This is a genomic window from Reyranella sp., from assembly GCF_965279465.1.
Lineage (GTDB): Bacteria > Pseudomonadota > Alphaproteobacteria > Reyranellales > Reyranellaceae > Reyranella.
The window spans coordinates 7,785,978-7,810,827 of record NZ_OZ257242.1; the positions used below are offsets into that span (position 1 = coordinate 7,785,978).

Genomic DNA, 24,850 nt, shown 5'->3' on the forward strand with positions numbered 1-24,850 from the left:
CGGGGGCGCGCGGGGCCTCCGTTTACACAGCCCCGATCGGGTCAAGCAAGCATTGCCGGCGGGGCCGCGCCTCGCATGACGATGAATTGTGCCAATTTTTCGTGAGACCACTTGTCTCGCGCGCCGATCTGGGGCCGCTTGCGTTGACACTGCCGGACCCGCTCTCTATCTCTCGTGGGGCATGGCGGGCTGCGTGCCCTCCTAAGTCTTTATAATATCGAGGTTTTCATGCTCGGCGCACTCGCCCGAAGCTTGTTCGGGACAGCCAATGACAGGATCGTCAGAGGCTTCGGCAAGCCGGTGGCGAAAATCAACGCGCTGGAGCCGGAGTTCTCCAAGCTCTCCGACGAAGCGCTACGCGGCAAGACAGTCGAGTTCCGGGAACGGCTCGCCAAGGGCGAGACGCTCGACGACCTGCTGGTCGAGGCCTTTGCCACCGTGCGCGAGGCGGCCAAACGGACGCTTGGCCAGCGCCCGTTCGACGTCCAGCTCAAGGGCGGCATGGTCCTGCACCAGGGCAAGATCGCCGAGATGAAGACCGGCGAGGGCAAGACCCTGGTCGCCACCCTGCCGGTCTATCTCAACGCCCTCGAAGGCAAGGGCGTGCATGTCGTCACGGTGAACGACTATCTCGCCAAGCGCGACTCCGAGTGGATGAGCCAGATCTACGGCTTCCTCGGCCTCACCACCGGCGTGATCGTGCACGACATGAGCGACGAGCAGCGCGCCCACGCGTATCGCTGCGACGTCACCTATGGCACCAATAACGAGATCGGCTTCGACTATCTGCGCGACAACATGAAGTACCACGTGGACGCCATGGTCCAGAGGCCCTTCAACTATGCGATCGTCGACGAGGTCGATTCGATCCTGATCGACGAGGCGCGCACGCCGCTGATCATTTCCGGTCCGGCCGAGGATTCGTCCGAGCTCTACCGCCGCGTCGATACGGTGATCCCGCGGCTCGCCGCCACCGACTACGAGAAGGACGAGAAGCAACGCCAGGTGACATTCACCGAGATCGGCGTCGAATCGGTCGAGGAGCTGCTGCGCACCGACGGGCTGCTGCCCGAGGGAATCAGCCTGTACGCGCCGACCCAGGTGACGGTGCTCCACCACGTGACGCAGGCGCTGCGCGCCCACAAGCTGTTCACGCGCGACGTCGACTACATGGTGCGCGACGGTCAGGTCGTGATCATCGACGAGTTCACCGGTCGCGCGATGAGCGGCCGGCGCTATTCCGAAGGCCTGCACCAGGCGCTCGAAGCCAAGGAACATGTCGAGATCCAGCGCGAGAACCAGACGCTTGCCTCGATCACCTTCCAGAACCTGTTCCGCATGTACCCGAAGCTTGCGGGCATGACCGGCACGGCGATGACCGAGGCGGCCGAGTTCGGCGAGATCTACCGGCTCGAGGTAGTCGAGATCCCGACCAACGTGCCGGTCGCGCGGAAGGACGCAGATGACGAAATCTACCGCACCTTGGGCGACAAGACGCGCGCTATCGTCAAGCTGATCAAGGAGTGCCAGGCACGCAACCAGCCGATGCTGGTCGGCACCGTCTCGATCGAGAAGTCCGAGGAATTGTCGGAGGCGTTGAAGCAGGCCGGCATCACGCACAGCGTACTGAACGCCCGCTTCCACGAGCAGGAGGCGCAGATCGTCGCCCAGGCCGGCCGGCCGGGCACGGTGACGATCGCCACAAACATGGCTGGCCGCGGCACCGACATCCAGCTTGGCGGCAACGTCGAGATGCTGGTGCGCCAGAGCGAGCCGGAAATTACCGCGAGGATTGCCGACGAGGCCGAGCGCAAGGCGGAGATCGCGCGGGTCGAGGCCGAGATCCGCGCCGGCGTCGAGCGCGACCGCGAGATCGTCCTCAAGGCCGGCGGCCTGTTCGTGGTCGGCACCGAGCGCCACGAGAGCCGCCGCATCGACAACCAGCTGCGCGGCCGCTCCGGCCGCCAGGGCGATCCGGGCGCGTCGCGCTTCTTCCTGTCGCTGGAAGACGACCTGATGCGCATCTTCGGCAACAACAAGGTGCTCGACTGGGTGCAGAAGAAGGGCATGGCCGACGACGAGGCGCTGACCCATCGCTGGCTCAACAAGGCACTCGAGACAGCGCAGGGCAAGGTCGAGGCGCGCAACTTCGAGATCCGCAAGAACCTGCTGCGGTTCGACGACGTCATGAACAGCCAGCGCAAGGAGATCTACAAGGAGCGCGTCGAGCTGATGGCGACCGAGGACGTCTCGGACACCGTGTCCGGCATGCGCCGCGATGTGGTCGACGCGATGGTGGCGCGCGCCATTCCCGAAGGCGTCTACGCCGAGCAGTGGAAGGTGGCCGAGCTCAAGGATGAGGTCCGGCGCATCTTCGGCCTCGACCTGCCGGTCGACGAATGGGCCAAGGAAGAAGGCATCGCCGAGGACGGTATCAAGGCCCGTCTGAACGACGCCGCCGACCGGCTGTTTGCCCAGAAGGTGGCGCAGTACGGGCCGGAGGTCTGGCGCCAGGTCGAGAAGAGCGTCCTGATGCAGCTGTTCGACCAGAGCTGGAAAGACCATCTGCTGCATCTCGACCATCTGCGACAGGGCATCGGACTGCGCGCCTATGGTCAGAAGGACCCGCTGAACGAATACAAGCGCGAGGCCTTCAATCTGTTCAGCGACCTGCTGACCGGCCTGCGCGAGCAGGTGGTCAACGTGCTCGCCAACCTTCAGCTGCGGATGGAGCCGCCGCCGATGGAGCCGCAGCCTCAGGAGATGCACGAGGTCCATGAGGATCCGGCGCTCGCCCTGGCACAGGCCGACGACCCGGCGTTCGATCCCGCCGATCCGTCAGGCGGCGGCGTGACCACCCTTCAGCGGCCGCGCGCCAACCCCAAGGTCGATCCCAACGATCCCTCGACCTGGGGCAAGGTCTCGCGCAATGCCTCCTGCCCCTGCGGCTCGGGCAAGAAATTCAAGCACTGCCACGGGCGGGTATAAATTTCAGATTTTGCAAAGACTTAGGCCCGCCTCGCTATCGGTAATCGGCGATATGTGGAATCGACGCGCCGGAGCTGCGCAGACGTGCCCTGGTGAACGGCGGGTCGCATAGGGGCGACCAGCTGTAGGCGCTGACGGCAGGCCGCTTGATCGTCTGTCGGGAGACAGGAGCGGGACAGGTTCGGCCGAACAGTCGCGATCTGCGGAGCATCAGGCGAGGATCTAGGACCCATCATGGTCTGCGAAGGATTAGCCTGGGGCGTTCACTTGGTTCAGCGTCGACTATGTCGACCAGCAGCAAGAGGCCCGCGCCGCCAACTGCCGTGTCCAAGAGCATGACTCCTTACCGCGTGGGATTGGCGAACACAACAACGGACCAGAAACGCCAGGCAGCACCTACCCTCACCGGCCGAATTATGCAAATATAGTACTACCGTGTGTTGTGAGGTGGCAGAGCTGAACTAGCGTCGAAGTCTCAAGGTGCCGCGGGGGCTGCCATGGCTGATGAACTTGAAGAGCGCCGTTTTGAGCTTGATGCTGAGATCAAAAGACGAGAGCTAGCCATAAAGGAAGCAGAGATCGCCAAAAAGACGGGGCTGAGCACAGCGCAGGCGACCGTAGCTGGCGCAACACTGGCGCTGATCAGTGGTCTTGCTGGTGCCCTAATCAGCGCGTGGTCAACAAGAGACATTGAGGGGGGCAAGGCGCTAGCGTCACAAGCAATCGAGCAATCGAAGGTGCAAGGTACGCTAAAGCTCGAACAAATCCGGCAAGAAGCAACCCTCGCCCTGGAGCAGAAGAAGTTCGAAACCAACCTAATTTTCGAAGCAATCAAGCAACCCTCGCGCGAGGATTCGATACGCAACCTTCAGTTCTTTGTCGCGGCGGGCTTTATTGCTGACAAGGACGGAAAGATATCCAAACTACCACTAGACAAATTGCCGTCCAGCCCTTCGCCGGTAGCTGGTGTTGCCCCGAAGGAGTTCGACAGGCGGGCCCTTGAGACGCACGTCTTGCCGACTATGCGTTCGCTTATCGCCGATTTCGGGCTAGCGGACTTTCAAGCTGCAGCGGTCGTAGGTAACTTCGCTCAAGAAACCAATGGCTTTCGATCTCTAAAGCAGGTCGGTATGCCAGACGGTCAGGGCGGAATTGGTTATGCCCAGTGGGATGCGAGTAGGCGAGTCGCCTTTTTGAATTTTGTGCAAACTAATAGCCTGGACCCAATGTCAGCAACTGCCAATTACCAGTTCGTGAAGCAAGAGTTGCAGACTACAGAGGCAAAAGCGCTAGCCCGTGTTAAGATGGCCGCTTCCTTAGAGGACGCAACTGTCAAATTTGAAGTCGAATATACGCGCTCGGGTGCGTTCAAACACTTTGAAGCGAGAATTGAATGGGCGCGGCTGGTGCTGCAGGGCTTTCGGGAGACCGCCAAGGCGGAATCGCGATAGCCGCTCGCATAGTGGGCAAGCTGTAAGCAACCAAGTAGCCCGCGCAGACGATGGCGGGCTTCTCGGCACCAGGGCCATGCACCGACAAAGCTTTGCCAGCATTTCGGATCCCAAGAACGCCATCGAAGAGTTCCTCAGACCTGGAATGACAATCCACGGCCTTTCGCGCGGGCCCACCGTCGACCATATCTGTGAAAAGCTCTCGCGTTACCGCCAGGCGCTCGACCAGATCATGCCGGGATGTACTGCACCTCGCGGACGGAAGAGGCATGAGCGGCGTTGCTGCTGCGCGTTATGGTGACGGCCGCAGCGTCAGCTCCGCCACGCCGTCGGCGAAGTTCAGGCCGGCATCCTTCTGGGCGAAGGCAAGCGACTCGAGGATGATCTCGTTGTTGCGGCCGCCGAACAGGCCGGCGGTCCCCGCCGATGCGCCCGCCGACACCGATTGCTGGCCGCCGGCGAACTGGCCGCTGAGGGCGCCGGCGCCCCGGTCGGTGCCCAGCGAATAGACGTTCCACATGACATGCGCGGCCTTGGTGAAGCCGATATCGATGCCGAACTTCGTGATCGATCCCTGGTACGTCTCGGTCGCGCCGGACGTGGTCACGAACACACAGCTCAGGTCTTTCGACGAGCCGAAGATCAGGCCGACGCTGCCGCTCACGTTGCAGTTCAGCGTGCCGATGTAATATTTCGTCTTGGTCAGGAACTGCTGCGCCTGTGCCACGCCGCCGACGGCCTGCATCGCCACGATGGCCGCCGCAGCGGCCAGAATACGTCTCATCACCTTTTCTCCTCAGCTCACACGCTTGACCGGCGGAATGACCCACGACCCGTCGAGAATCGAGGGGGCGTCCTCGTCGGGCCAGTAGAGCCGCAGCATGAGGATGAACTTGCCAGCCGGCGCCGGCAGCCAGTTCGATTCCTTGTCGGCACCGGGCGAATCCTTCTGCAGGTAGAGGTCGACCGATCCGTCGGCATTGGCCTTGAGGGCCTGCCGCGCGCTGATCGAATAGCGATTGAGCGGATTGGCGACGAAGAAGTAGTCGCCATCGTACATCGTCAGCGACCAGAAGCCACGGACGGGCGGAAGATGTCCCTTGTCGAAATGCATCACGTACTTCTCGGTGCCGCTGTAGGCTCGCGCGAATAGCCCGCTGCCGTCCTTCTGCGAGGTCGGATAGACCGCATCCTGCGGGCGGTTGGCGCCCAGGCCGATTGCCGTGACCAGCGCACGCTGCAGGTAGTTGGTCCCGTAGATCCCCGTCTTGGTGGTGAAGGCCCATCCGTTGACGTCCTGAATGTCTCCGCCGCTGAACTTGAAATGCAGCATGATGCGGTCGAAGGCGAGCTGCGGGATGCGCTTGGCCGCGATCGCGTCGAACTTGGAAGGGTCGAAATCCTGGCCCGGCACCAGGCCGATCTGCGCCATGCGCGCGACCATCGGCGCGTCTGCGGCGGCGGGCGGGTTGGTCTGCATCAGCTGGGCAAGCAGCGTGAAGTAGGCCTTGATATCGAGCGCATTGACCTGGGTGCGCACCGCCGTCTTCATGTCGATCGACGGATCGACGGTGCCCGCGGGCGGCGTATAGCTCTTGCCGTAGGCGCTGAGCGGAACGAGCTGGCACGCATCCTGGAGCGCATGGACTTCCTTGTAGTCTTCCGGCGTGCCCGTGCAGTAGATGCGGCCGAGGATCCAGACCATGGCGGTCGGCGACTTCACCCGCTTGACTCCCGCCGGCAGGTCGCCCGTCCAGCCGGGGCCGGTGATGGCGTAGGTCTGCGCGCCGGTGCCGGTCGTGCGCGTGCCGGGGACGCTGAACACGTTGGTCCAGCCGTCGAGCATCGGCAGAAGGTAATAGCGTCCCTTCATGTCGGGGACGCTGACCACCCACGGCTCCTTGCCGACGTCGACGAACGCAGTCGTGTACAGCGTGTCGGCATTCGGCGCCGTGACATCCCGGAAGGAAGCGTTGGGATATTCGCGCAGGCGGATGAACTGGCCCATCGGACCGCGCGTGCCCTCGGGCTTGGCGACGTTGGTGAAGACGCGGCGCGTCATCTCCATGGTCACCAGCGGATAGCCGTAGGTGTAGGCCTCGATCGCGATCGCGAACTCGTCGGTGCCCTCGGTGAGATCCGCGAACAGCCCGCCTTGCGCCTTCGCGTTGGAACTCAAGCCCGCGGCAGCCGCAAGCGCCAGGCCGCCACCAGCGGCGGCACGACGTGTGATGGTCATTCGAGGTCTCCTCGTCTCGGATAGGGATCGGTTGTATGCACGACGTTCATTATCTTACGGTGATGCCCAAGAGTGGGGCATGGACAAGAAGGTTGAGGGCCGACGCGTAGGGCCTGTCGCCTATGATGCCGCGCTCTTGGCGGGGGCACGCAGCGAGCGCGTCGATGGGCTCGCCGTTCTGTGTCCTTGCACCCACTGTACCGTTTCGGCGATCGTCCGGGACTCGGACTGTCGCGGCGTGCAAGCACGGCCCACGGCGGCCACGGGTGCCAAGTTCGAACCCATCACGACGCGCCCAAGTCGGTCCGACCCAAGCCCTTCTCCCTGGAGACGTATCACCCAATGCCGCCTTCCCAAGCCGCAGCTGCAGAGCGAGCCCATCAGGCGATGCTCCAACGCCCGAGCCCTTTACGATAGGGCAAGCATTGAAGGCTTGGCACTTTGCGACAAAATCCGGCAGGCGATCCGATACGCGAAGAGTGGACGATGAGCCCTGACCAATCTGACGTGGCCCATGTTACAGATGGACACGTCCGTGTCGCCGTGCTGCGTCACCTGCCCGAGGTTCTGCGGGGTTTCGGCGTTCCGCTCGAGCCGCTGCTCGCAGGACTGGGCCTCCCGCCCGACCTGATGGATAATCCGGAGAATACGATCGCGGTCGCCTCCGGTGCCGAACTGCTCGCGCTTTGCGCCGAGCATACGCGCTGCCCTCACTTCGGCCTGCTTCTCGGCCGGCGGGCGTCGCTCACCTCCTTTGGGCTGATCGGCAGGCTGGCGCTCAATCAGACGAATGTCGGAACGGCACTGCGCGGGCTCGCCCGGACCCAGCATCTGCATGGCCGCGCCGGCGTTCCAGCCTTCGTCGTGAAGGACGACGTCGCGATCTACAGCCTCACCCTGGAAGGCTTTCTCGGGCTCGGGGCCTTGCAGGTGCAGGATCTGAGCGCAGCCATTGGCTTCAACCTGATGCGTGACCTCTGCGGCCCGGCGTGGACGCCGACCGAAGTGATGCTTCCTCATTCGACACCGCGAGATCGGCGACCGTACGACCGGTACTTCAGGGCGCCGATCAGGTTCGACGCGGAATGGACTGGCGTGGCCTTTCCGACGCGCTGGTTGTCGCATCGCGTGACGGGCGCCGATCCGTCGCTGCGTGGCCCGCTGCAGGAACGAGTCGACGCCGTGGCCGCTCGCTCCGCCGACGACCTGATCATGCGCACGCGCCGCGCTCTCTATGTCCTCGTGATGCAGGGAAAGGGGTCCATGGCCAGCGTGGCCAACCTGATGGGCATGCATCGCCGGACCCTCAACCGGCGCCTCGCGGCCCTCGGCACCTCGCTATCGGACCAGCTGGAAGACGTGAAATCCCATATCGCGCGCCAACTGCTGGCCGACACCACCATGTCGATAATCGAAATCGCGTCCACCCTCAGTTACGCCGATGCCGGCACCTTCACGCGCGCGTTTCGGCGATGGACGAGCATGCCCCCGAGCGAGTGGCGCAATCGGCAGAAGAAGAGCCCGTGAGAGCGTAACGAGCGATTGCACCGAAGGCTGTGCCGACACCCGCTCGACGTATCGCACCGATGCAGCTTCCGGCAATTGCGCAAACGCCCACCCTTCTTCGATGCCGCCCTTGAAACCCAAGCGCGGAGGTGATGAGCGACCGGCACACCGATAATTGTTTTGCTCTGGTCAGTTTGACGCAAAAATTCTGACTTCGAACCATGCTAGACTTGTCAGCATGGAGACGCCCAATTCAACGCCCGAGTTCCCCTACGTCGTGCCGCTGCAGGGCGGCTCCAACTTCCGCGATCTCGGCGGGCACCGCACGGCCGACGGCCGCAGCGTGCGCCGCGGCACGGTCTTCCGCTCGGCCCATCTCGGCGGCCTGACCGACACGGACCGCGCCGCGCTGGGCAAGCTCGGCGTCAAGACCATCGTCGATCTTCGCGGCGTCGCCGAAGCGGCCGAGACACCGCACCTGATCGAGGGCCTCGTCTGCAAGGTCGTCGGCGCGCACATCGAGCCCGGTGTCGGCGACAAGATACGGGGCGCAGTTGCCGACGGCAGCGCCAACCCGTTCGTGATGATGCAGTTCCTGACCGATCACTATCGCGACTATCCACGCCGCTGCGCCCCGGGTTTCCGCACACTGTTCGCAACCCTGAGCGACGGCACGCACCGTCCGCTGGTATTCCACTGCACCGCCGGCAAGGACCGCACCGGTTTCGCCTCGGCCCTGCTGCTCACCTTGCTCGGCGTGCACTGGGACGACGTGATATCCGACTATCTCCGCACCAACGAGCTGTGGCTCGGTCATATCGGCCGCTACCCCGAACTGGATGTCGATACCCGGGCAGCGATCATAGAGGCGCGTACCCCTTACCTCGAGGCGGCCTTCGCCGTGGTGCGCGACGATTTCGGCAGTCCCGAAGCCTTCGCCGAGAAAGCGCTCGGGCTCGACGCCGTGGCCCGCGAGCGGCTGAGGGCAGATCTGCTGGAGTAGTTTATGATGGGCTCATGCCCTACGACACGCCCGAGCCTTTCAAGGTCGATATCCCCGAACGCGCGCTGATCGATCTCGACGAGCGGCTGCGCCGCTGGCGGCCGACGACGGCGATCGCCGACAAGGGAACGTGGGCTTCCGGCACCGATCCCGAGTTCCTCGACGGCGTGGTCGACTACTGGCGCCACGGCTACGACTGGCAGCGCTGCCAGGAGGCGATCAACCGCTGGCCGAATTACCTGGTCGATATCGGCCCACAGCGCATCCACTTCATCCGCGAGCCGGGCACCGAGGTCGAGGATGCGCCGCGCCCGATGCCGCTGGTCATCACCCATGGCTGGCCGGGCTCGATCGTCGAGTTCCTCGACGTTATCGACACGCTCGCCCATCCCGAGCGGCATGGCGGCGATCCGCTCGACGCCTTCGACGTGATCGCGCCGTCGCTGCCCGGTTACGGCTTCTCCGGCCCGCCGATCCGCGCGGACGGCAGCACCGGCCCGATCGGCCCACGCGCCATCGCCGGCCTGTGGCACAAGCTCGTGCACGACAAGCTCAACTACCGCCGGCCCTACGGCGCGCAGGGCGGCGACTGGGGCGCCGTCGTGTCCTCGTGGCTCGCGTTCGATCATCCGGTGACCGAGGAGAAGGACGAATGGAAGTCGGGCGTGGCGGGCCTGCACCTCAACATGATCGGGCTGCGGCCCGGTATCGACCTGAAAACCACCGCATTAAGCCCCGCCGAGACCGCATGGCTCGGCAAAATGGGTGCCGCGCTCGACGAAAAAACCGCATATCAACGCATCCAGGCAACACGGCCGCAGACGCTGGGCGTCGCGCTCAGCGACTCGCCCGTCGGCCTGGCCGCCTGGATCGTCGAGAAGTTCCGCGACTGGAGCGACTGCGGCGGCGATCCGATCAACAGCTTCTCGATGGACACGCTGCTCGACAACATCATGGTCTACTGGCTGACCGGCACCGCAGGCACGGCGACCTGGCTCTATCGTGGCGCCACGGAGCAGAACCCTCGTGCCCTGCCCCCCGGAGCGCGGGTAACGACGCCGACAGCGTTCGCCGCCTTCCCCGCCGATCTCGCCCCGGCCCCACCGAGAGAATGGATAGAGCGCGCGTACGACCTGCGTCGCCACACCGTCATGCCGAGGGGCGGCCATTTCGCCGCTCTGGAAGAGCCCGACCTGCTGGTCGAGGACATCCGCAATTTCTTCCGACCGCTGAGATTTGGCGCCGCAAACGATTAGTTTTTCGGCAGCTCGCGAGCGCGCCCCGAATAAAAAAAAAGAAACAGTCTGGCAACGTCGGGCGGTTCTCAATAGATGAGGTCCCCTTCACGGCAAGAGGGACTGCAATGATCGCGTGCGGCTTGGATTTCGGAACGTCGAACTCGGCGATCGGCGTGGCGCGCGACGGGACGGCGGCACTCGCGCCGGTCGAGGCGAACGACACGCTGCTGCCGAGCGCCGTGTTCTTCGACTATGAGGTCAAGGGCCGGGTGCTGTTCGGCAACGAGGCCGTCTCGGCCTATGTCGGGCAGACCGAAGGCCGGCTGATGCGCGCGCTCAAGTCGATCCTGGGCTCTCCCCTGATCGACGAGGAGACCAGCCTGGGCGGTCGCAAGGTGCCGCTCCGGGACGTCGTCGAACTCTTCGTGCGGCACCTGAAGCACAAGGCCGAAGCCTTCGCCGGCCATGAGATCACCAGCGTCGTGCACGGCCGGCCGGTGCGCTTCGTCGACGATGACGACAGGGCGGACGCGCGAGCCCAGGCGGTGCTCGAATCCATTGCCCACCGGGTGGGCTTTCGCGACGTCGCGTTCGTGTACGAGCCCATCGCCGCGGCCCATCACTATGAGCAGACCGTCCAAAGCGAGGAGCTGGCGCTCATCGCCGACATCGGCGGCGGCACGAGCGACTTCTCCGTCATTCGCGTCGGCCCGCGGCGCCGCAAGCGTGCCGATCGCATCCAGGACGTGCTCGCGAACGCCGGCGTACGTGTCGGCGGCACCGACTTCGACGCCGCACTCAGCCTTGCCGCGGCGATGCCGCTCCTGGGCCTCGGCACGCAGCTCGTCGAAAAGAACCTGCCGGTGCCGAGCGCCCCCTATCACGAGCTGGCAACCTGGGCGACGATCAACTTCGCCTATACCTACAAGAACGAGCGTTCGCTTGCCGAACTGGTCCCGCTGGCCTGCGAGCCCGAGAAAGTGAAACGCCTGCTGAAGCTGGTGCACCACCGACTCGGCCATCGTCTGGCGTTTGCGGTGGAAGACGGCAAGATCGCGTTGAGCGCCCGGGACAGCGTGGCCGTGCCCCTGGCCTTCCTCGAGGCGGGCCTCGTCGTGACGGCGACGCGCCCCGATTTCGACCACGCCATCGAAGCGAGGACCGATCGGCTCTACGCGACGGCACGCGATTGCATCGCAGCGGCGGGCCTCGGCCCCGCTGGCATCGATACGATATTCCTCACGGGCGGATCGAGCCGCGTGCCGGCCGTGCGCGCCGCGATCGCGCGCGCAGCTCCATCGGCGCGTCTCGCCGGAGGCTCGGACCTTCTGTCCGTTGCGCTGGGATTGACCCAGATGGCGGGAGGGACGGCCTGAGGCTGACGCGGACTCAGGCCAGGGTCGCCGTCGCCTGCGCCGCGATGGTGCCCTTGGGTGTCACCGTCCACAGCTCGGCACCCTTGCCATCCGCCGTCGGCCGGCCGATCACGTCGAACGGCGCGGTGTCGAAGAGCGGCGCGCGGGCGCGCACGGCGAGCGTCTTGATCGCCCGGCCGGGCGTCGAATCGCGCAGCAGGTCGAAGATGCATTGCTGTGCGAACGGCCCGTGCACGACCAGACCGGGATAGCCCTCGGTCTCCATGCAGTAGGTGCGGTCGTAGTGAATGCGGTGCGGGTTGAAGGTGATCGCCGAGTAGCGGAACAGCATCACCGGCCCGGGCGTGATGGTCCGCCGCCACGGCACGTCGGTCGGAGCCTGCTCGCGCACCGGCGTGGCGCTTTTCTCGCCGGGCTTGGGATCCTCCCGAAACACCGTGCTCGCCGCCTCGGTGAGGGCCAGCCCGCGCGGCGTGAAGATGCGCCGCGTCTGGGTGGTGACGATCAGCGTGCCGGTGCTGCCCTGGCGGAGCTGGATGTCGCTGAACTCGGTCTCACGCTTGAGCTTGTCGCCGACCCGGATCTCGCCGTCGAAGGTGAAGGTCGAGCCCGCATACATGCGCCGCGGCATCGGGATTTCGGGCAGCACGCCGCCGGTGACGGCCGCACCGTCGCGCCCGAGCTGCGCCGGCCGGGCGTAGGAGTGCAGGAAGCAGAGGTGCCAGCCCGGCGCGATCGGCTGGCCTTCTTCCGGCGCCTTCTCCTGCCGGTCGAAGGTGGCGAGCATCGCCTCGAGCGGCGCCCGGGTGACGACGTCCTCGTCCTCGATCTTGCGGCCGAGCTGTTTCCGGAGCGGTTCGATGTCGATGGTCATTGGCGCTTCCTCCCACGTTGACCGACAGCGTAAACAATCCGGCGACGATCCGCGCTCCCCATCCTCACGAAACTCGCCCGCTGCCGCAGATCGAAAAGGCCACCCGCCGACGTTCAGAGCCGGTCGACACCTTCGCGCACGGACGAGCGACGTTGTCCCTGCATGGGCTATGCAACCAGTCGCTTTGCACCCTGCAGCCAAAAAAAATTCTAATAACCCTGCATGAACTTTACGGTGCCGGCCGCGACGTCCATGAGGCCAGGAACTCGAATAAGCTCGCATGTCATTGGGGGTAATCCCAAATCCCTGCGCCATATTCCTTTTAACCAATGATTCAAAACACATGAAGATCCAACTTTCGGTTATTGCGATTCACGCAAGCGTTAGGATGCGAGAATGTCAGGAACATATCCCGCCGGCTGTATTCAGTATCGGGCACGAATCATCATCGCGCGCCGCATGCAGGCTTCTGCGGAAAGGGCATTGAAAATGCTGCGTTAAAATTCATGTTTCGCGAGATAACATGGACTTTTGACAACTGCCGAAGCTTCTCGGTCAATTTTCGGCATATTAATTGTCGATTATGCAGGAGAGTACGATATGCCGACGACGAATATGAATACGCGCAATAACGGCCTATTTGACGACGATGACACGGTGCGTTCCTCGGGCAGCGGCGTCGGCGACAATGACGCATTCAACAACGGATTGTGGAATGCGGATGACGGCTTTGCTTCGACGGCAATCAGCGCGCCGGCCGGAGCGGGCGACCCGCCGGGAGCGCCCACGGTCTTTGGTTCGATTGCAACGCTCGCCGACTACCTGGTCAGCGGCTACTGGGGTTGGTCGGGATACTGGGGCACCGGTCCGCGGCACTTCGATCACAGCACCATCACGGTCAATATCCAGGATCTGACGACGGCCGAGCAGACGATCGCCCAAGCAGCCCTCCAGACATGGGAGGACGTCGCCAACGTCACCTTCACTTACACCACCGGCGCCGCCGACATCACGTACATCAATGACGGCAGCGGCTCGGCCGTCACCTCGTACAGCAGCGTGTCGGGCACGACGATCGCAAGCTCGACGGTCCATATCAGCTCGGACTGGACTGGCGGCGCAGCGACCGGGAACTACAGCTATTTCTTCCAGACCTATGTCCATGAGACGGGCCACGCGCTCGGCCTCGGCCACCAGGGTCCCTACAACGGCAGCGCCGTCTATGATACCGACGCTCTCTGGACCAACGACACATGGCGCTGGTCCGTGATGTCGTACTTCGCGCAGAACGACTACGGCAGCGACACCTACGACTATGTCCTGACGCCCCAGATGGCGGACATATTCGCCATTCAGAGCATCTACGGCGCCCAGACGACGACGCGCACGGGCGATACAACATACGGCTTCAACAGCAACGCCGGCAGCTTCTATGACTTCTCGAGCTATTCGGGCACGCCGGCCTTCACGCTTTACGATTCGGGCGGCACCGATACGCTCGATGCATCGGGCTACTCGAACACTCAGACGATCGATCTGACTCCGGGCAACTGGTCCTCGATCGGCGGTGAAACCAACAATATCGGCATCTACCTGACGACCATCATCGAGAATGCGTTCGGCGGCTCGGGCACCGACACCATCTATGGCAACGACGCGAATAACACTCTGTACGGCAACGGCGGAAACGACACGATCTACGGCTTCCTGGGCGACGACACGCTGGATGGCGGCGCCGGCATCGACACGATGTTCGGCGGGGCCGGCAACGACACCTACTATGTCGATGACGCCGCCGACACCACGGTCGAGTCGAAGAACGCGGGAACCGATCAGGTCTTCAGCTCTGTCAGCTACAGCCTGGCCGGTCAGTATATCGAGAACCTGACCTTGACCGGCAGCGGGAACACCAATGCCACCGGAAACTCATTAGCCAACACGCTGACCGGCAATTCGGGCAACAATGTCCTGAACGGCGGGACCGGCGCGGATACGATGGCCGGCGGCGCGGGCGACGACACCTACTATGTCAATGCCACCAGCGACTCCGTGATCGAGGCGGCCAACTCGGGGACCGATCTGGTTTTCAGCTCAGTCAAGTACAGCCTGTCGGGCCAGCATATCGAGAACCTGACCTTGACGGGCAGCGGGAACATCAACGGCACCGGCAACTCGCTGGCCAACACGCTGACCGGCAATTCGGGCAACAACGTCCTGAACGGCGGGACCGGCGCGGACACGATGGCAGGCGGTGCGGGCGACGACACCTACGTGGTGGACAATGCTGGCGACACGGTGGTGGAGGCCTCGGGCGGCGGGACGGACCTGGTCCAGAGCTCGGTCAGCTTCAGCCTGTCCGGCCAGTACATCGAGAACCTGACCCTGACCGGCAGCGGCAACATCAACGCCACCGGCAACGGCCTGGCCAACACGTTGACCGGCAACTCGGGCAAGAACGTGCTGGACGGCGGGACTGGCGCGGACACGATGGCGGGCGGCGCAGGCAACGACACCTACTATGTCAACGGTGCCGGCGACTCCGTGATCGAGGCGAGCGGCGCGGGGACCGATCTGGTCTTCAGCTCGGCCAGCTACAGCCTGTCCGGTCAGTATCTCGAGAACCTGACCCTGATCGGCAGCGGCAACATCAACGGCACCGGAAACTCGCTGGCCAACACCCTGACCGGCAATTCGGGCAACAATGCTCTGAACGGCGGGGCTGGTGCGGATGTGCTGACGGGCGGCAGTGGAGACGACACGTTCGTGTTCGACTCCGCGCTGGCCGGCAATATCGACACGGTCGCGGACTTCAGCGTGGCGAACGACACGATACAGCTCGACCAGAGCATCTTCGGCGCCATCACGACGCTCGGCACGCTGTCCGCCTCGGCGTTCTTCGCGGGCGCGGGTGCACACGATGCGGACGATCGTATCATCTACAACTCGGCCACCGGCTTCCTGTCCTACGACAGCGATGGCACAGGAGCGAACGCCGCCGTGCAGTTCGCCCAGCTCGCCGGCACACCCACCGTGAGCAACACCAACTTCACCGTGGTGGCTTGATCGCTGGCGACCGCTTTCAACCCTGTGCAGGCGAGTGGACAAACCTCCGCCTGCACAGGCAACATCCGGGCGTCACGAACGAGATCACCGGCTCCAGTCCGCAGACTCCAGGCCTTCGGGTGTTTCTGCCGGACAGCGAGGTCGTCCCACTCGGCCTGGCCGTCAATCACCTGATGACCAAGCCCGCCTTTGCGCGTCAGGCTTTCGGCGACTGGGCGCACTTTTTTGCAAATGGTTCAGAACAACTGAAATACATATCTTGTTGTGCAAGGGATAGGATGTGCAATTATTGATACATATCCTTCAGATTGTACTACGTAACGAGTTCGAAACATTGTCGCAAGCCGCAAGCAGGAGAATTGAAAGAAAGGTGGAAATCACTGCGGCAAATTTAATGTTTCGCGACGAGAACGAGAAATTTTGACAATCGCTACAGTGGAGTGGTAAAATTTCAGAACAGTTGGTATGTATTTATATTCTATTTAGAGAGCCACGATATGCCGGCGACGAATAAAAGCGCGCGCATTCATGGTCGATTCGGCGACGACAGCAACTCGAATACAGTTGGCAACGACGCCGGCGACGACGAGGCAATCAACACCGGATTGTGGAACGCCGACAATGGCCTTTTCTCGGCGGCGATAAACCCGCCGAGCGGAGCGGGCGACCCGCCATCTGCGGCTTCTTTTGCTTCGATTCCAACGCTCAACAGCGGTACGGCACCGTCCGCCCACCAGGCGCCCGATACGAGCGCAACCGCTGCTGTCGCGGCTAAAGGTTCGGACGCATCCGCGAGCGGATCGGTTCCTGCTACGGCGGCAGTCGACCCTGGCGCCGCCAAGGATCATGGGGTCATCCCTGCACCCACTTCAGCCGGGCTCCACATCAACCTGATCGCCGACGACAACAACGTCAATGCGCCGGCGGGATGGGCTGCGGCGATTCGGCAGGCAGCCGACATCATCGAGCAGAATTTCAGCGATCCGGTCACGATCAACCTTCGCTATGGGTATGCCTCGTTCCGTGGCACAACGAACCTGGCCGATTTTGGCCGCACCTCCGATTACAGCGACTTTCTGAACGGCGGCGTGCAGGGTAGCGTCGACCCGTTCAACGAGTTTTACAGCAGCAGCACGCTGCACTCGCTCACCACGGTCGACCTTCGTGAACTGGACGTGATCGGCTTCAACCGGATCGACGATTCCGTCCAGAACCCGACCACTACCGGAACGGTGGCTGTCAATGGTTCGTCGACCGGCACGATCAATCCGGCCGGCGAAGAGGACTGGTTCCGCGTAACGCTCACTGCCGGGACGCACTACCGATTCAACCAGAACGGCTCGCCGAGCGGCGGCGGGACCATGACTGACACCCTGCTGCGTCTCTACAGTTCAGCGACAACCCTGGTGACGTCCAACGACGACTCCTACACGGTCAACTCGGACACTCCGACGTTCGTTCACGATTCTCAGTTCTTCTTTACGCCGGTGTCATCGGGAACCTACTACCTGTCGGCCGGAGGTTTCGGCTCGAATACCGGCACGTATACGGTCCACGTCACCATCGACCAGTATGCCTCCAATGTGACGACAACCGGCGCGCTCAGCGTCGGCGGATCTACAACCGGCAATATCGAGGCCAGCGGAGATCGGGACTGGTTCCGAGCAAGCTTGACAGCCGGGCAGTGGTACGAGTTCGACTTGCAGGGCAGCCCCACCGGCCACGGCACCCTCGCGGATACGTTTCTGGACCTGCGCAATTCGGCGGGTATCGTAATCACCTCTGACGACGACGGTGGCGTCGGTGCTGAGTCGCGAATTAAATATTTGCCGACGTCGCGCGGGACTTACTACCTGTCCGCCAGGGGCTTTTCGTCGAACACCGGGACCATGCGGATCACGCAAGCGACAGGATGTTAGAATGTCAGGAACATATCCCACCGGCTGTATTGAGTATCGAGCACGAAACATCATCGCGCGCCGCATCCAGACTTCTGGAGAAAGGCCATTGAAAATGCTGCGTTAAAATTCATGTTTCGCGAGATAACATGGGATTTTGACAGCTGCCGAAGCTTCATGGTCAATTTTCGGAATATTAATTGTCGATTATACAGGAGAGCACGATATGCCGACGACGAATAAGAATACGCGCAATAACGGCCCATTTGACGACGATGACACGGTGCGTTCCTCGGGCAGCGGCGTCGGCGAAAACGACGCATTCAACAACGGATTGTGGAATGCGGATGACGGCTTTGCTTCGACGGCAATCAGCGCGCCGGCCGGAGCGGGCGACCCGCCGGGAGCGCCCACGGTCTTTGGTTCGATTGCAACGCTCGCCGACCACCTGATCAACGGCTACTGGGCTTGGTCGGGATACTGGGGCACCGGTCCGCGGCATTTCGATCACAGCACCATCACGGTCAATATCCAGGATCTGACGACGGCCGAGCGGACGATTGCCCAAGCCGCCCTCCTGACGTGGCAGGACGTCGCCAACGTCACCTTCTCGTACACCACCGGCGCCGCCGACATCACGTACATCAATGACGGCAGCGGCTCGGCCGTCACCTCGTACAGCAGCGTGTCGGGCACGACGATCGCAAGCTCGACGATCCATATCAGCTCGGACTGGAGCGGCGGCGCAGCGACCGGGAACTACAGCTATTTCTTCCAGACCTATGTCCATGAGACGGGCCACGCGCTCGGCCTCGGCCACCAGGGTCCCTACAACGGCAGCGCCGTCTATAATACCGACGCTCTCTGGACCAACGACACATGGCGCTGGTCCGTGATGTCGTACTTCGCGCAGAACAACTACGGCAGCGACACCTACGACTATGTCCTGACGCCCCAGATGGCGGACATATTCGCCATTCAGAGCATCTACGGCGCCCGGACGACGACGCGCACGGGCAACACAACCTATGGCTTCAACAGCAACGCCGGCAGCTTCTACGACTTCTCGAGCTATTCGGGCACGCCGGCCTTCACGCTCTACGACTCGGGCGGCACCGATACGCTCGATGCATCGGGCTATTCGAGCAGCCAGACGATCGATCTGACTCCGGGCAACTGGTCCTCGATCGGCGGTGAAACCAACAATATCGGCATCTACCTGACGACCACCATCGAGAATGCGTTCGGCGGCTCGGGTGCCGACACCATCTTCGGCAACGACGCGAACAACACTCTGTACGGCAACGGCGGCGCCGACACCCTGAAGGGCGCGGGCGGCGCCGACGTCCTGTCGGGCGATGCCGGCGACGATTCGCTGAACGGCGGCGACGGCAACGACTCCCTGTACGGCGGCGACGGCAACGACTCCCTGAAGGGTGTGGGCGGCGCCGACTATCTCAACGGTGGGGCGGGCTCGGATACCGCCACCTACGACGGGTCGACGGTGGCCATCAACGCAAACCTGTCGACAGGCGTCGGTTCTGGCGGCGACGCTGCCGGCGATACATATTACAGCATCGAGAACGTGCTCGGCACGAGCGGCAACGATACGCTGATCGGCAACTCGGATGCCAACACCCTGACCGGCAACGACGGCGACGACCTGATCCAGGGCTTCCTGGGCAACGACGTGCTCAACGGCGGCAACGGCGTCGACACGCTGAGCTACGACCTGGACCGGGCGGTGACCGTCAGCCTGGCCACGACGGCCGCCCAGGATACCGGTGGTTCCGGAACCGACACCGTGTCGAACTTCGAGAACCTGATCGGCTCGTACTTCGACGATACGCTCACCGGCGATGTCAACGCCAACGTCATCCAGGGCAACGGCGGCAGCGACACGATCAACGGCCTCGGCGGCAACGACACGATCTATGCTGGCGAGCCAAACAAGTATTACGTCGAGGCCCAGACCCGGAACAACTCGTCGGTCGCCACCGCGATCACCCTGGACAACCACTTCGTCCAGACCTACTCGTCCATCATCCAGAATTCGACGTCGACGCCGCATGCCACGGTGGTCGCCACGGCCGGTGGCGGGTACGAGTACTTCAAGTTCACCGTGACTGCGGGGGCCCAGGCTGTATTCGACATCGACCAGACGGTGGGTGTCGACACTTACCTCCAGTTGTTCGGCACCGACGGGACCACGCTGCTGGCGGCGCAGGACGACGGAGTATTCGACCCTGGCAGCGCGCCCCTCGCCGGCGGCACATCCGCCCGCGACTCCTATCTCAGCTACACGTTCGCGACGGCAGGCACCTACTATATTCGCGTCGACAGCTACCCCGGAGGCGCCGGGCCTGCTGCCGGCGCGGAGTTCACCCTCAATGTTTCGCTGGGCGGCGCGACGCTGGCGACCTCGACGGTCGGTTCCGTCCTGAACGGCGGAAGCGGGGCCGATACGGTCTACGGATCCAGCGGAGACGACCGTTTCATTGACGATGATGGCGTCAGCTCCGACATCTTCAATGCCGGTTCTGGCACCGATTGGATCGACTTCAGCCCGGTGTTTTTTGTTGGTGCCAACTCCGTCACCATCGACCTGTCGCAGAACCGCAGCACCTGGACAGGCGGCACCTCCGAGACCCTTTACAACTTCGAAAACGTCGAGGGCAGCCAGGGCGGCGAAACCATCATCGGCAACAGCCTCGCCAATGTCCTGAACGGGGGCGCCAGCGACGACGTCATCGACGGCTTCCTGGGCAACGACACGTTGGATGGCGGCACTGGCGTCGACACCTTGAGCTATGCCCTGGATCTGGGCGTCACAGTGAGCCTTGCCACCACCGGCAACCAGAACACCGGGGGCTCCGGTACCGACAAAGTATCGAATTTCGAGAACCTGACCGGCTCCTACTTCAACGACACGCTGACCGGCAACTCGGGCGACAACGTGATCCGGGGCGGCGGCGGCACCGACAACCTCAACGGCGGCGCCGGTAACGACACGCTCTATTCGGGAGCGACCAACGCCACCATCAACAAGCCGCAGGGCCAGAACAACTCGAGCATCGGAACCGCGGTGAACCTCGACGGTCACTTCGGGCTGCAGGACAGCGCCATCATCGCGAATGCGACGACGATCCCGCACGCCACGGTGACGGCGACCGCCAGCGGCAATTACGAGTACTACAGCTTTTCCGTGGCATCCGGCGCCACGGCGACCTTCGACATCGACCACACGATCGGCGGCGTCGATACCATCATCAGGCTCTACAGCACGGACGGAAGCACGCAGCTGGCCGTAAACGACGACGCGGCGCTCGATCCCGGAAGCGACGACGGGCACGACTCGTCCCTCACCTATGTTTTTGCCACGGGAGGCGTGTACTACCTGCGCGTCGACAGCTATCCCAGCACCACGCCACTGGCCATCGGCTCGACCTATACGCTCAACGTCTCGCTCAACAGCGCGGTCGTGACGTCGGTCGGCGGCGGGTCGACCCTCGCGGGCGGCACCGGCGACGATATCTATTATCTGGCCAATGCGGGCGATGCGGTTGTCGAAGCCTCGGGCGCTGGCACAGACACCGTCTATTCCGGCTTCACGTACAGCCTGGCCGGCCAGTATGCCGAGAACCTGACCTTGACCGGCGGCGCGAACATCAACGCCACCGGAAACTCATTAGCCAACACGCTGACCGGCAATTCGGGCAACAATGTCCTGAACGGCGGGACCGGCGCGGATACGATGGCCGGCGGCGCGGGCGACGACACCTACTATGTCAATGCCACCAGCGACTCCGTGATCGAGGCGGTCGACTCGGGGACCGATCTGGTTTTCAGCTCGGTCAACTACAGCCTGTCGGGCCAGCATATCGAGAACCTGACCTTGACCGGTAGCGGCAACATCAACGGCACCGGCAACTCGCTGGCCAACGCGTTGACCGGCAATTCGGGCAACAACGTCCTGAACGGATCGACCGGCGCGGACACGATGACGGGCGGCGCAGGCGACGACACCTACGTGGTGGACAATGCCGGCGACACGGTGGTGGAGGCCTCGGGTGGCGGCACGGACCTGGTGCAGAGCTCGGTCAGCTTCAGCTTGGCCGGCCAGTTTGTCGAGAACCTGACCCTGACCGGCAGCGGCAACATCAACGCCACCGGCAACGGCCAAGCCAACACGTTGACCGGCAATTCGGGCAAGAACGTGCTGGACGGCGGGACTGGCGCGGACACGATGGTGGGCGGCGCAGGCAACGACACCTACTATGTCAACGGTGCCGGCGACTCCGTGATCGAGGCGAGCAGTGGGGGGACCGATCTGGTCTTCAGCTCGATCAGCTACAACCTGTCCGGTCAGTATATCGAGCATCTGACCCTGACCGGCAGCGGCAACATCAACGGCACCGGCAACTCGCTGGCCAACGCCCTGACCGGCAATTCGGGCAACAATGCTCTGGACGGCGGGTCCGGCAACGATGTGCTGAACGGCGGGGCTGGTGCGGATGTGCTGACAGGCGGCAGCGGCCTGGACACGTTCGTGTTCGACTCCGCACTGGGCGGCGCCATTGACACGGTCGCGGACTTCAGCGTGGCGAACGACACGATACGGCTCGATCAGAGCATCTTCGGCGCCATCGCGACGCTCGGCACGCTCTCCGCCTCGGCGTTCTTCGCGGGGGCGGGTGCACACGATGCGGATGATCGTATCATCTACAACTCGGCCACCGGCTTCCTGTCCTACGACAGCGACGGTACCGGAGCGAACGCCGCCGTGCAGTTCGCTCTTCTCAGCGGCACACCCGCCATCAGCAACACCAACTTCACCGTGGTGGCTTGATCGCTGGCGACCGCATTCAGCCCTGTGCAGGCGAGTGGACAAACCTCCGCCTGCACAGGCAACATCCGGACGTCATGAACGAGATCACCGGCTCCAATCCGCAGACTCCAGGCCTTCGGGTGTTTCGGCCGGACAGCGCGGCCGTCGCACTCGGCCTGGCCGTCAATCACATGATGACCAAGCCCGCCTTCGCGCGTCAGGCTTTCGGCGATTGGGCGCGCATTCTTGTCGGGCAGATCAATCGCAAGCACTACTGCTTCGCGGTCGACGGCAAGGCGGTGCAGGGCTTCGCCGGCTGGGCCCTGGTGAGCCGGGAGAACGCCGAGGCCTGGGTGGAAGGGCGGCGCGGACTGTCCTATGACGACTGCGTCCAGGGCGAGTGCCTCATCTTCAACGCCTGGTCGGCCAACAATTTCCGGGTGCATCGCTTCATGGTCGACGAGGCACGCAAGATCATCCGGGACCGGGAAACCATCTACTTCAAGCGTTACTACGACGACGGCACCACGCGGCCGGTGCGCCTCAACGTCAACGACTTCGTCGGGGTCCATGTCGACCGCAAATCGGCCCGGTCTACGCCGGCGGCCGGCCCGTAGCCGCCGGCCAGGAGATCCGCGTCGAACGGCGTCCGCCATACGTCATTTCAGCGTCAATCGTCCGGCGATGATCCGCGCGGCCCATCCTCATGAAATTCGCCTGCTGCCGCAGATCGAAAACGCCGCCGACCAACGCTTCGCGCGGGTCGGGCTGCAGCGCGTGGTCGATATGCCGGGGCACTCGATCGCGGCGCTGGAACACGGCCGCCGCCACGGCCTGCTCTGGGTCGCGATCGAGCCGCGCGGCCACGTCGTCGGCTTCGCGCTGATCGAGATCAAGCGCGGCACCGCGCTGATCGAGCGGTGCGCCGCGACCGCACGCGCGCTCGGCCATGAGCCGCTCTATCTGACGACCTATCGCGACGTCGCCTGGAACAAGCCGTTCTACCAGCGCCGCGGATTCACCGAGGTGCCGCGCGGCGCGCTGGACCGCACCTTGCGCGGGGTGCTGCTTTTGGAAGTACGGCACGGCCACCCGGTTTGGCGGCGCGCGGTGATGACGCGGTGACGTTCGTCCATGCCATGGCCAGCGCGCTCTTCATCGTCGTGGCGTCGGCGGCCGGCAGATGGATCATCGTGTAGCCGCGCTGTCCCCATGTGCCGGTGACTGGCGTGAAGATCGCGGGCTCGGCGGCGACCAGCATCTCCTGCTGCTCCGGCGTCAGCTTGACCGTCGCCGAGTCCGGGCCCTTGAAGCCCATCGACGCGAAGACCTTGCCGCCGGCGCGGAAGTCGGGATGGCCGCCGTGCGCGCCTTGCGTCGCGCCGTCGAACCCGAGAGCCAGCTTCGCGAACGCGGCGGGCGTCATTCGGCAGCGACAGCCAGGCCCATCTGCTCGCAGGTCGGCGCCACGTCGGACACCGTGGCGCGACGCATGTCGCGCTTGTAGCGCTGGTCGTCGAAATCCATGCCGCGATGCATGGTGCAGCGGTCGTCCCAGATCACCAGGTCGTTGACCCGCCAGCGATGGCTATGGACGAACTGCCGCTGCGAGCCATGCGCGATCAGCTCGTCGATCAGTTGACGCGCCTCGGCGTCGGGCATGCCGCGAATCGCGCCGGCGTGGCTCGCGACATAGAGGCTCATGCGGCCGGAGTCCGGCAGGCGGCGCACCAGCACCTGCGGCACCGGCTCGAACGCCTTGCGCTCGTTCTCGTCGAAGTCGCTGAAGCCCAGCCGTGCGCGCGAGGTCATCAGCGAGTGATAGGCGACCAGCCCGTCGAGCTTGCGCTTCATCGCCTCCGGCAGCGCATCGTAGGCGGCGCGCATGTCGGCGAACTCGGTCTGGCCGCCGATCGGCGGGATCGACCGGGCATGCAGCATCGAGCAATAGGCCGGCAGGCGCTTGAACGAGGAGTCGGTATGCCAGAGCCGATTGCCGAGATTGTAGAGCCGCTGGCGGTCGTTCGTTTCGAGCACCCGGTTCTCGGTGTCGAGGTTGCTCACGTCGGCGAGATTTTCATGCAGGCGCAGCTTGTGATCCTTGCGGGCCTTGAACACCGTGGTCTCGAGCGGGCCGAAGTGGCGGGCGAAGTCGAGCTGGCTGTCATCGGTGAAGGCCTGATCCGGGAAGACCAGAACCGCATATTTCGTGAAGGCAGCGCGGATCGCGCCGAGGTCGTCGGCGCCGAGCGGGCGCGCGAGATCGACATCACCGATTTCGGCGACGAAATCCGGAGTGACAGCGTGCACGGCGATGGCCAAGGTTTCCTCCCGATCCTGTGTTTGAGCGTGATTGGACCACCGATGGCGCGCGACCGCAAATGGC

At 63.7% G+C, this 24,850-nt stretch carries 16 protein-coding genes; 11 read left to right on the forward strand and 5 right to left on the reverse strand.

Annotation, left to right across the window (positions count from 1 at the left end; all coding sequences use genetic code 11):
* The first annotated feature begins 228 nt into the window (after nucleotides 1-228).
* Nucleotides 229-2,988 (forward strand): preprotein translocase subunit SecA, encoded by a 2,760-nt coding sequence (secA, locus tag ACQY8M_RS37980; protein ID WP_428667687.1) that lies wholly within the window; start codon nucleotides 229-231, stop codon nucleotides 2,986-2,988.
* Between the two features lie 497 nt (nucleotides 2,989-3,485).
* Entirely contained in the window at nucleotides 3,486-4,439 is a 954-nt protein-coding gene (locus ACQY8M_RS37985) for a phage tail tip lysozyme (RefSeq protein WP_428667689.1), read from the forward strand.
* Nucleotides 4,440-4,731: 292 nt separating this feature from the next.
* On the opposite strand, the gene ACQY8M_RS37990 is transcribed toward ACQY8M_RS37985, so the two are convergent.
* The gene (locus ACQY8M_RS37990) at nucleotides 4,732-5,223 is read right to left on the reverse strand and encodes a DUF992 domain-containing protein (RefSeq protein WP_428667691.1); all 492 of its coding nucleotides are present in this window, start codon (nucleotides 5,221-5,223) and stop codon (nucleotides 4,732-4,734) included.
* Nucleotides 5,224-5,235: 12 nt separating this feature from the next.
* Nucleotides 5,236-6,678 (reverse strand): DUF1254 domain-containing protein, encoded by a 1,443-nt coding sequence (locus ACQY8M_RS37995; protein WP_428667693.1) that lies wholly within the window; start codon nucleotides 6,676-6,678, stop codon nucleotides 5,236-5,238.
* Nucleotides 6,679-7,221: 543 nt separating this feature from the next.
* Here ACQY8M_RS37995 and ACQY8M_RS38000 point away from each other — a divergent pair.
* From ACQY8M_RS38000 to ACQY8M_RS38015, 4 genes are all read left to right on the forward strand, one after another.
* The gene (locus tag ACQY8M_RS38000) at nucleotides 7,222-8,205 is read left to right on the forward strand and encodes an AraC family transcriptional regulator (RefSeq protein ID WP_428667695.1); all 984 of its coding nucleotides are present in this window, start codon (nucleotides 7,222-7,224) and stop codon (nucleotides 8,203-8,205) included.
* A 217-nt stretch (nucleotides 8,206-8,422) separates the two neighbouring features.
* On the forward strand, nucleotides 8,423-9,187 hold the full coding sequence (locus ACQY8M_RS38005) for a tyrosine-protein phosphatase (RefSeq protein WP_428667697.1): 765 nt from the start codon (nucleotides 8,423-8,425) through the stop codon (nucleotides 9,185-9,187).
* Between the two features lie 14 nt (nucleotides 9,188-9,201).
* A complete protein-coding gene (locus ACQY8M_RS38010) occupies nucleotides 9,202-10,443 on the forward strand; it encodes an epoxide hydrolase family protein (protein WP_428667699.1) in 1,242 nt (413 codons plus the stop codon).
* 107 nt (nucleotides 10,444-10,550) lie between these two features.
* Nucleotides 10,551-11,801, forward strand: a complete 1,251-nt coding sequence (locus tag ACQY8M_RS38015) for an Hsp70 family protein (RefSeq protein ID WP_428667701.1) — start codon at nucleotides 10,551-10,553, stop codon at nucleotides 11,799-11,801.
* 13 nt (nucleotides 11,802-11,814) lie between these two features.
* Here the strand turns inward: ACQY8M_RS38015 and ACQY8M_RS38020 are convergent, their stop codons facing one another.
* Nucleotides 11,815-12,675, reverse strand: a complete 861-nt coding sequence (locus ACQY8M_RS38020; RefSeq protein WP_428667703.1) for an FAS1-like dehydratase domain-containing protein — start codon at nucleotides 12,673-12,675, stop codon at nucleotides 11,815-11,817.
* A 600-nt stretch (nucleotides 12,676-13,275) separates the two neighbouring features.
* Between ACQY8M_RS38020 and ACQY8M_RS38025 the strand changes: the two genes are divergently transcribed.
* From ACQY8M_RS38025 to ACQY8M_RS38045, 5 genes are all read left to right on the forward strand, one after another.
* A complete protein-coding gene (locus tag ACQY8M_RS38025; protein ID WP_428667705.1) occupies nucleotides 13,276-15,738 on the forward strand; it encodes a M10 family metallopeptidase C-terminal domain-containing protein in 2,463 nt (820 codons plus the stop codon).
* A gap of 497 nt (nucleotides 15,739-16,235) precedes the next feature.
* A complete protein-coding gene (locus ACQY8M_RS38030) occupies nucleotides 16,236-17,657 on the forward strand; it encodes a hypothetical protein (RefSeq protein WP_428667707.1) in 1,422 nt (473 codons plus the stop codon).
* 205 nt (nucleotides 17,658-17,862) lie between these two features.
* Nucleotides 17,863-22,485 (forward strand): beta strand repeat-containing protein, encoded by a 4,623-nt coding sequence (locus tag ACQY8M_RS38035; RefSeq protein ID WP_428667709.1) that lies wholly within the window; start codon nucleotides 17,863-17,865, stop codon nucleotides 22,483-22,485.
* Nucleotides 22,486-22,559: 74 nt separating this feature from the next.
* Nucleotides 22,560-23,081 (forward strand): toxin-activating lysine-acyltransferase, encoded by a 522-nt coding sequence (locus ACQY8M_RS38040; protein ID WP_428667711.1) that lies wholly within the window; start codon nucleotides 22,560-22,562, stop codon nucleotides 23,079-23,081.
* Between the two features lie 67 nt (nucleotides 23,082-23,148).
* Nucleotides 23,149-23,589, forward strand: coding sequence for a hypothetical protein (locus tag ACQY8M_RS38045; protein WP_428667713.1), 441 nt, complete (start codon nucleotides 23,149-23,151; stop codon nucleotides 23,587-23,589).
* Here the strand turns inward: ACQY8M_RS38045 and ACQY8M_RS38050 are convergent.
* On the reverse strand, nucleotides 23,483-23,890 hold the full coding sequence (locus ACQY8M_RS38050) for an MmcQ/YjbR family DNA-binding protein (protein WP_428667715.1): 408 nt from the start codon (nucleotides 23,888-23,890) through the stop codon (nucleotides 23,483-23,485). The genes ACQY8M_RS38045 and ACQY8M_RS38050 overlap by 107 nt on opposite strands.
* Complete coding sequence (locus tag ACQY8M_RS38055) at nucleotides 23,887-24,786, reverse strand: TauD/TfdA dioxygenase family protein (protein ID WP_428667717.1); 900 nt, start codon at nucleotides 24,784-24,786, stop codon at nucleotides 23,887-23,889. The genes ACQY8M_RS38050 and ACQY8M_RS38055 overlap by 4 nt, the downstream gene beginning before the upstream one ends.
* Nucleotides 24,787-24,850: the final 64 nt, after the last annotated feature.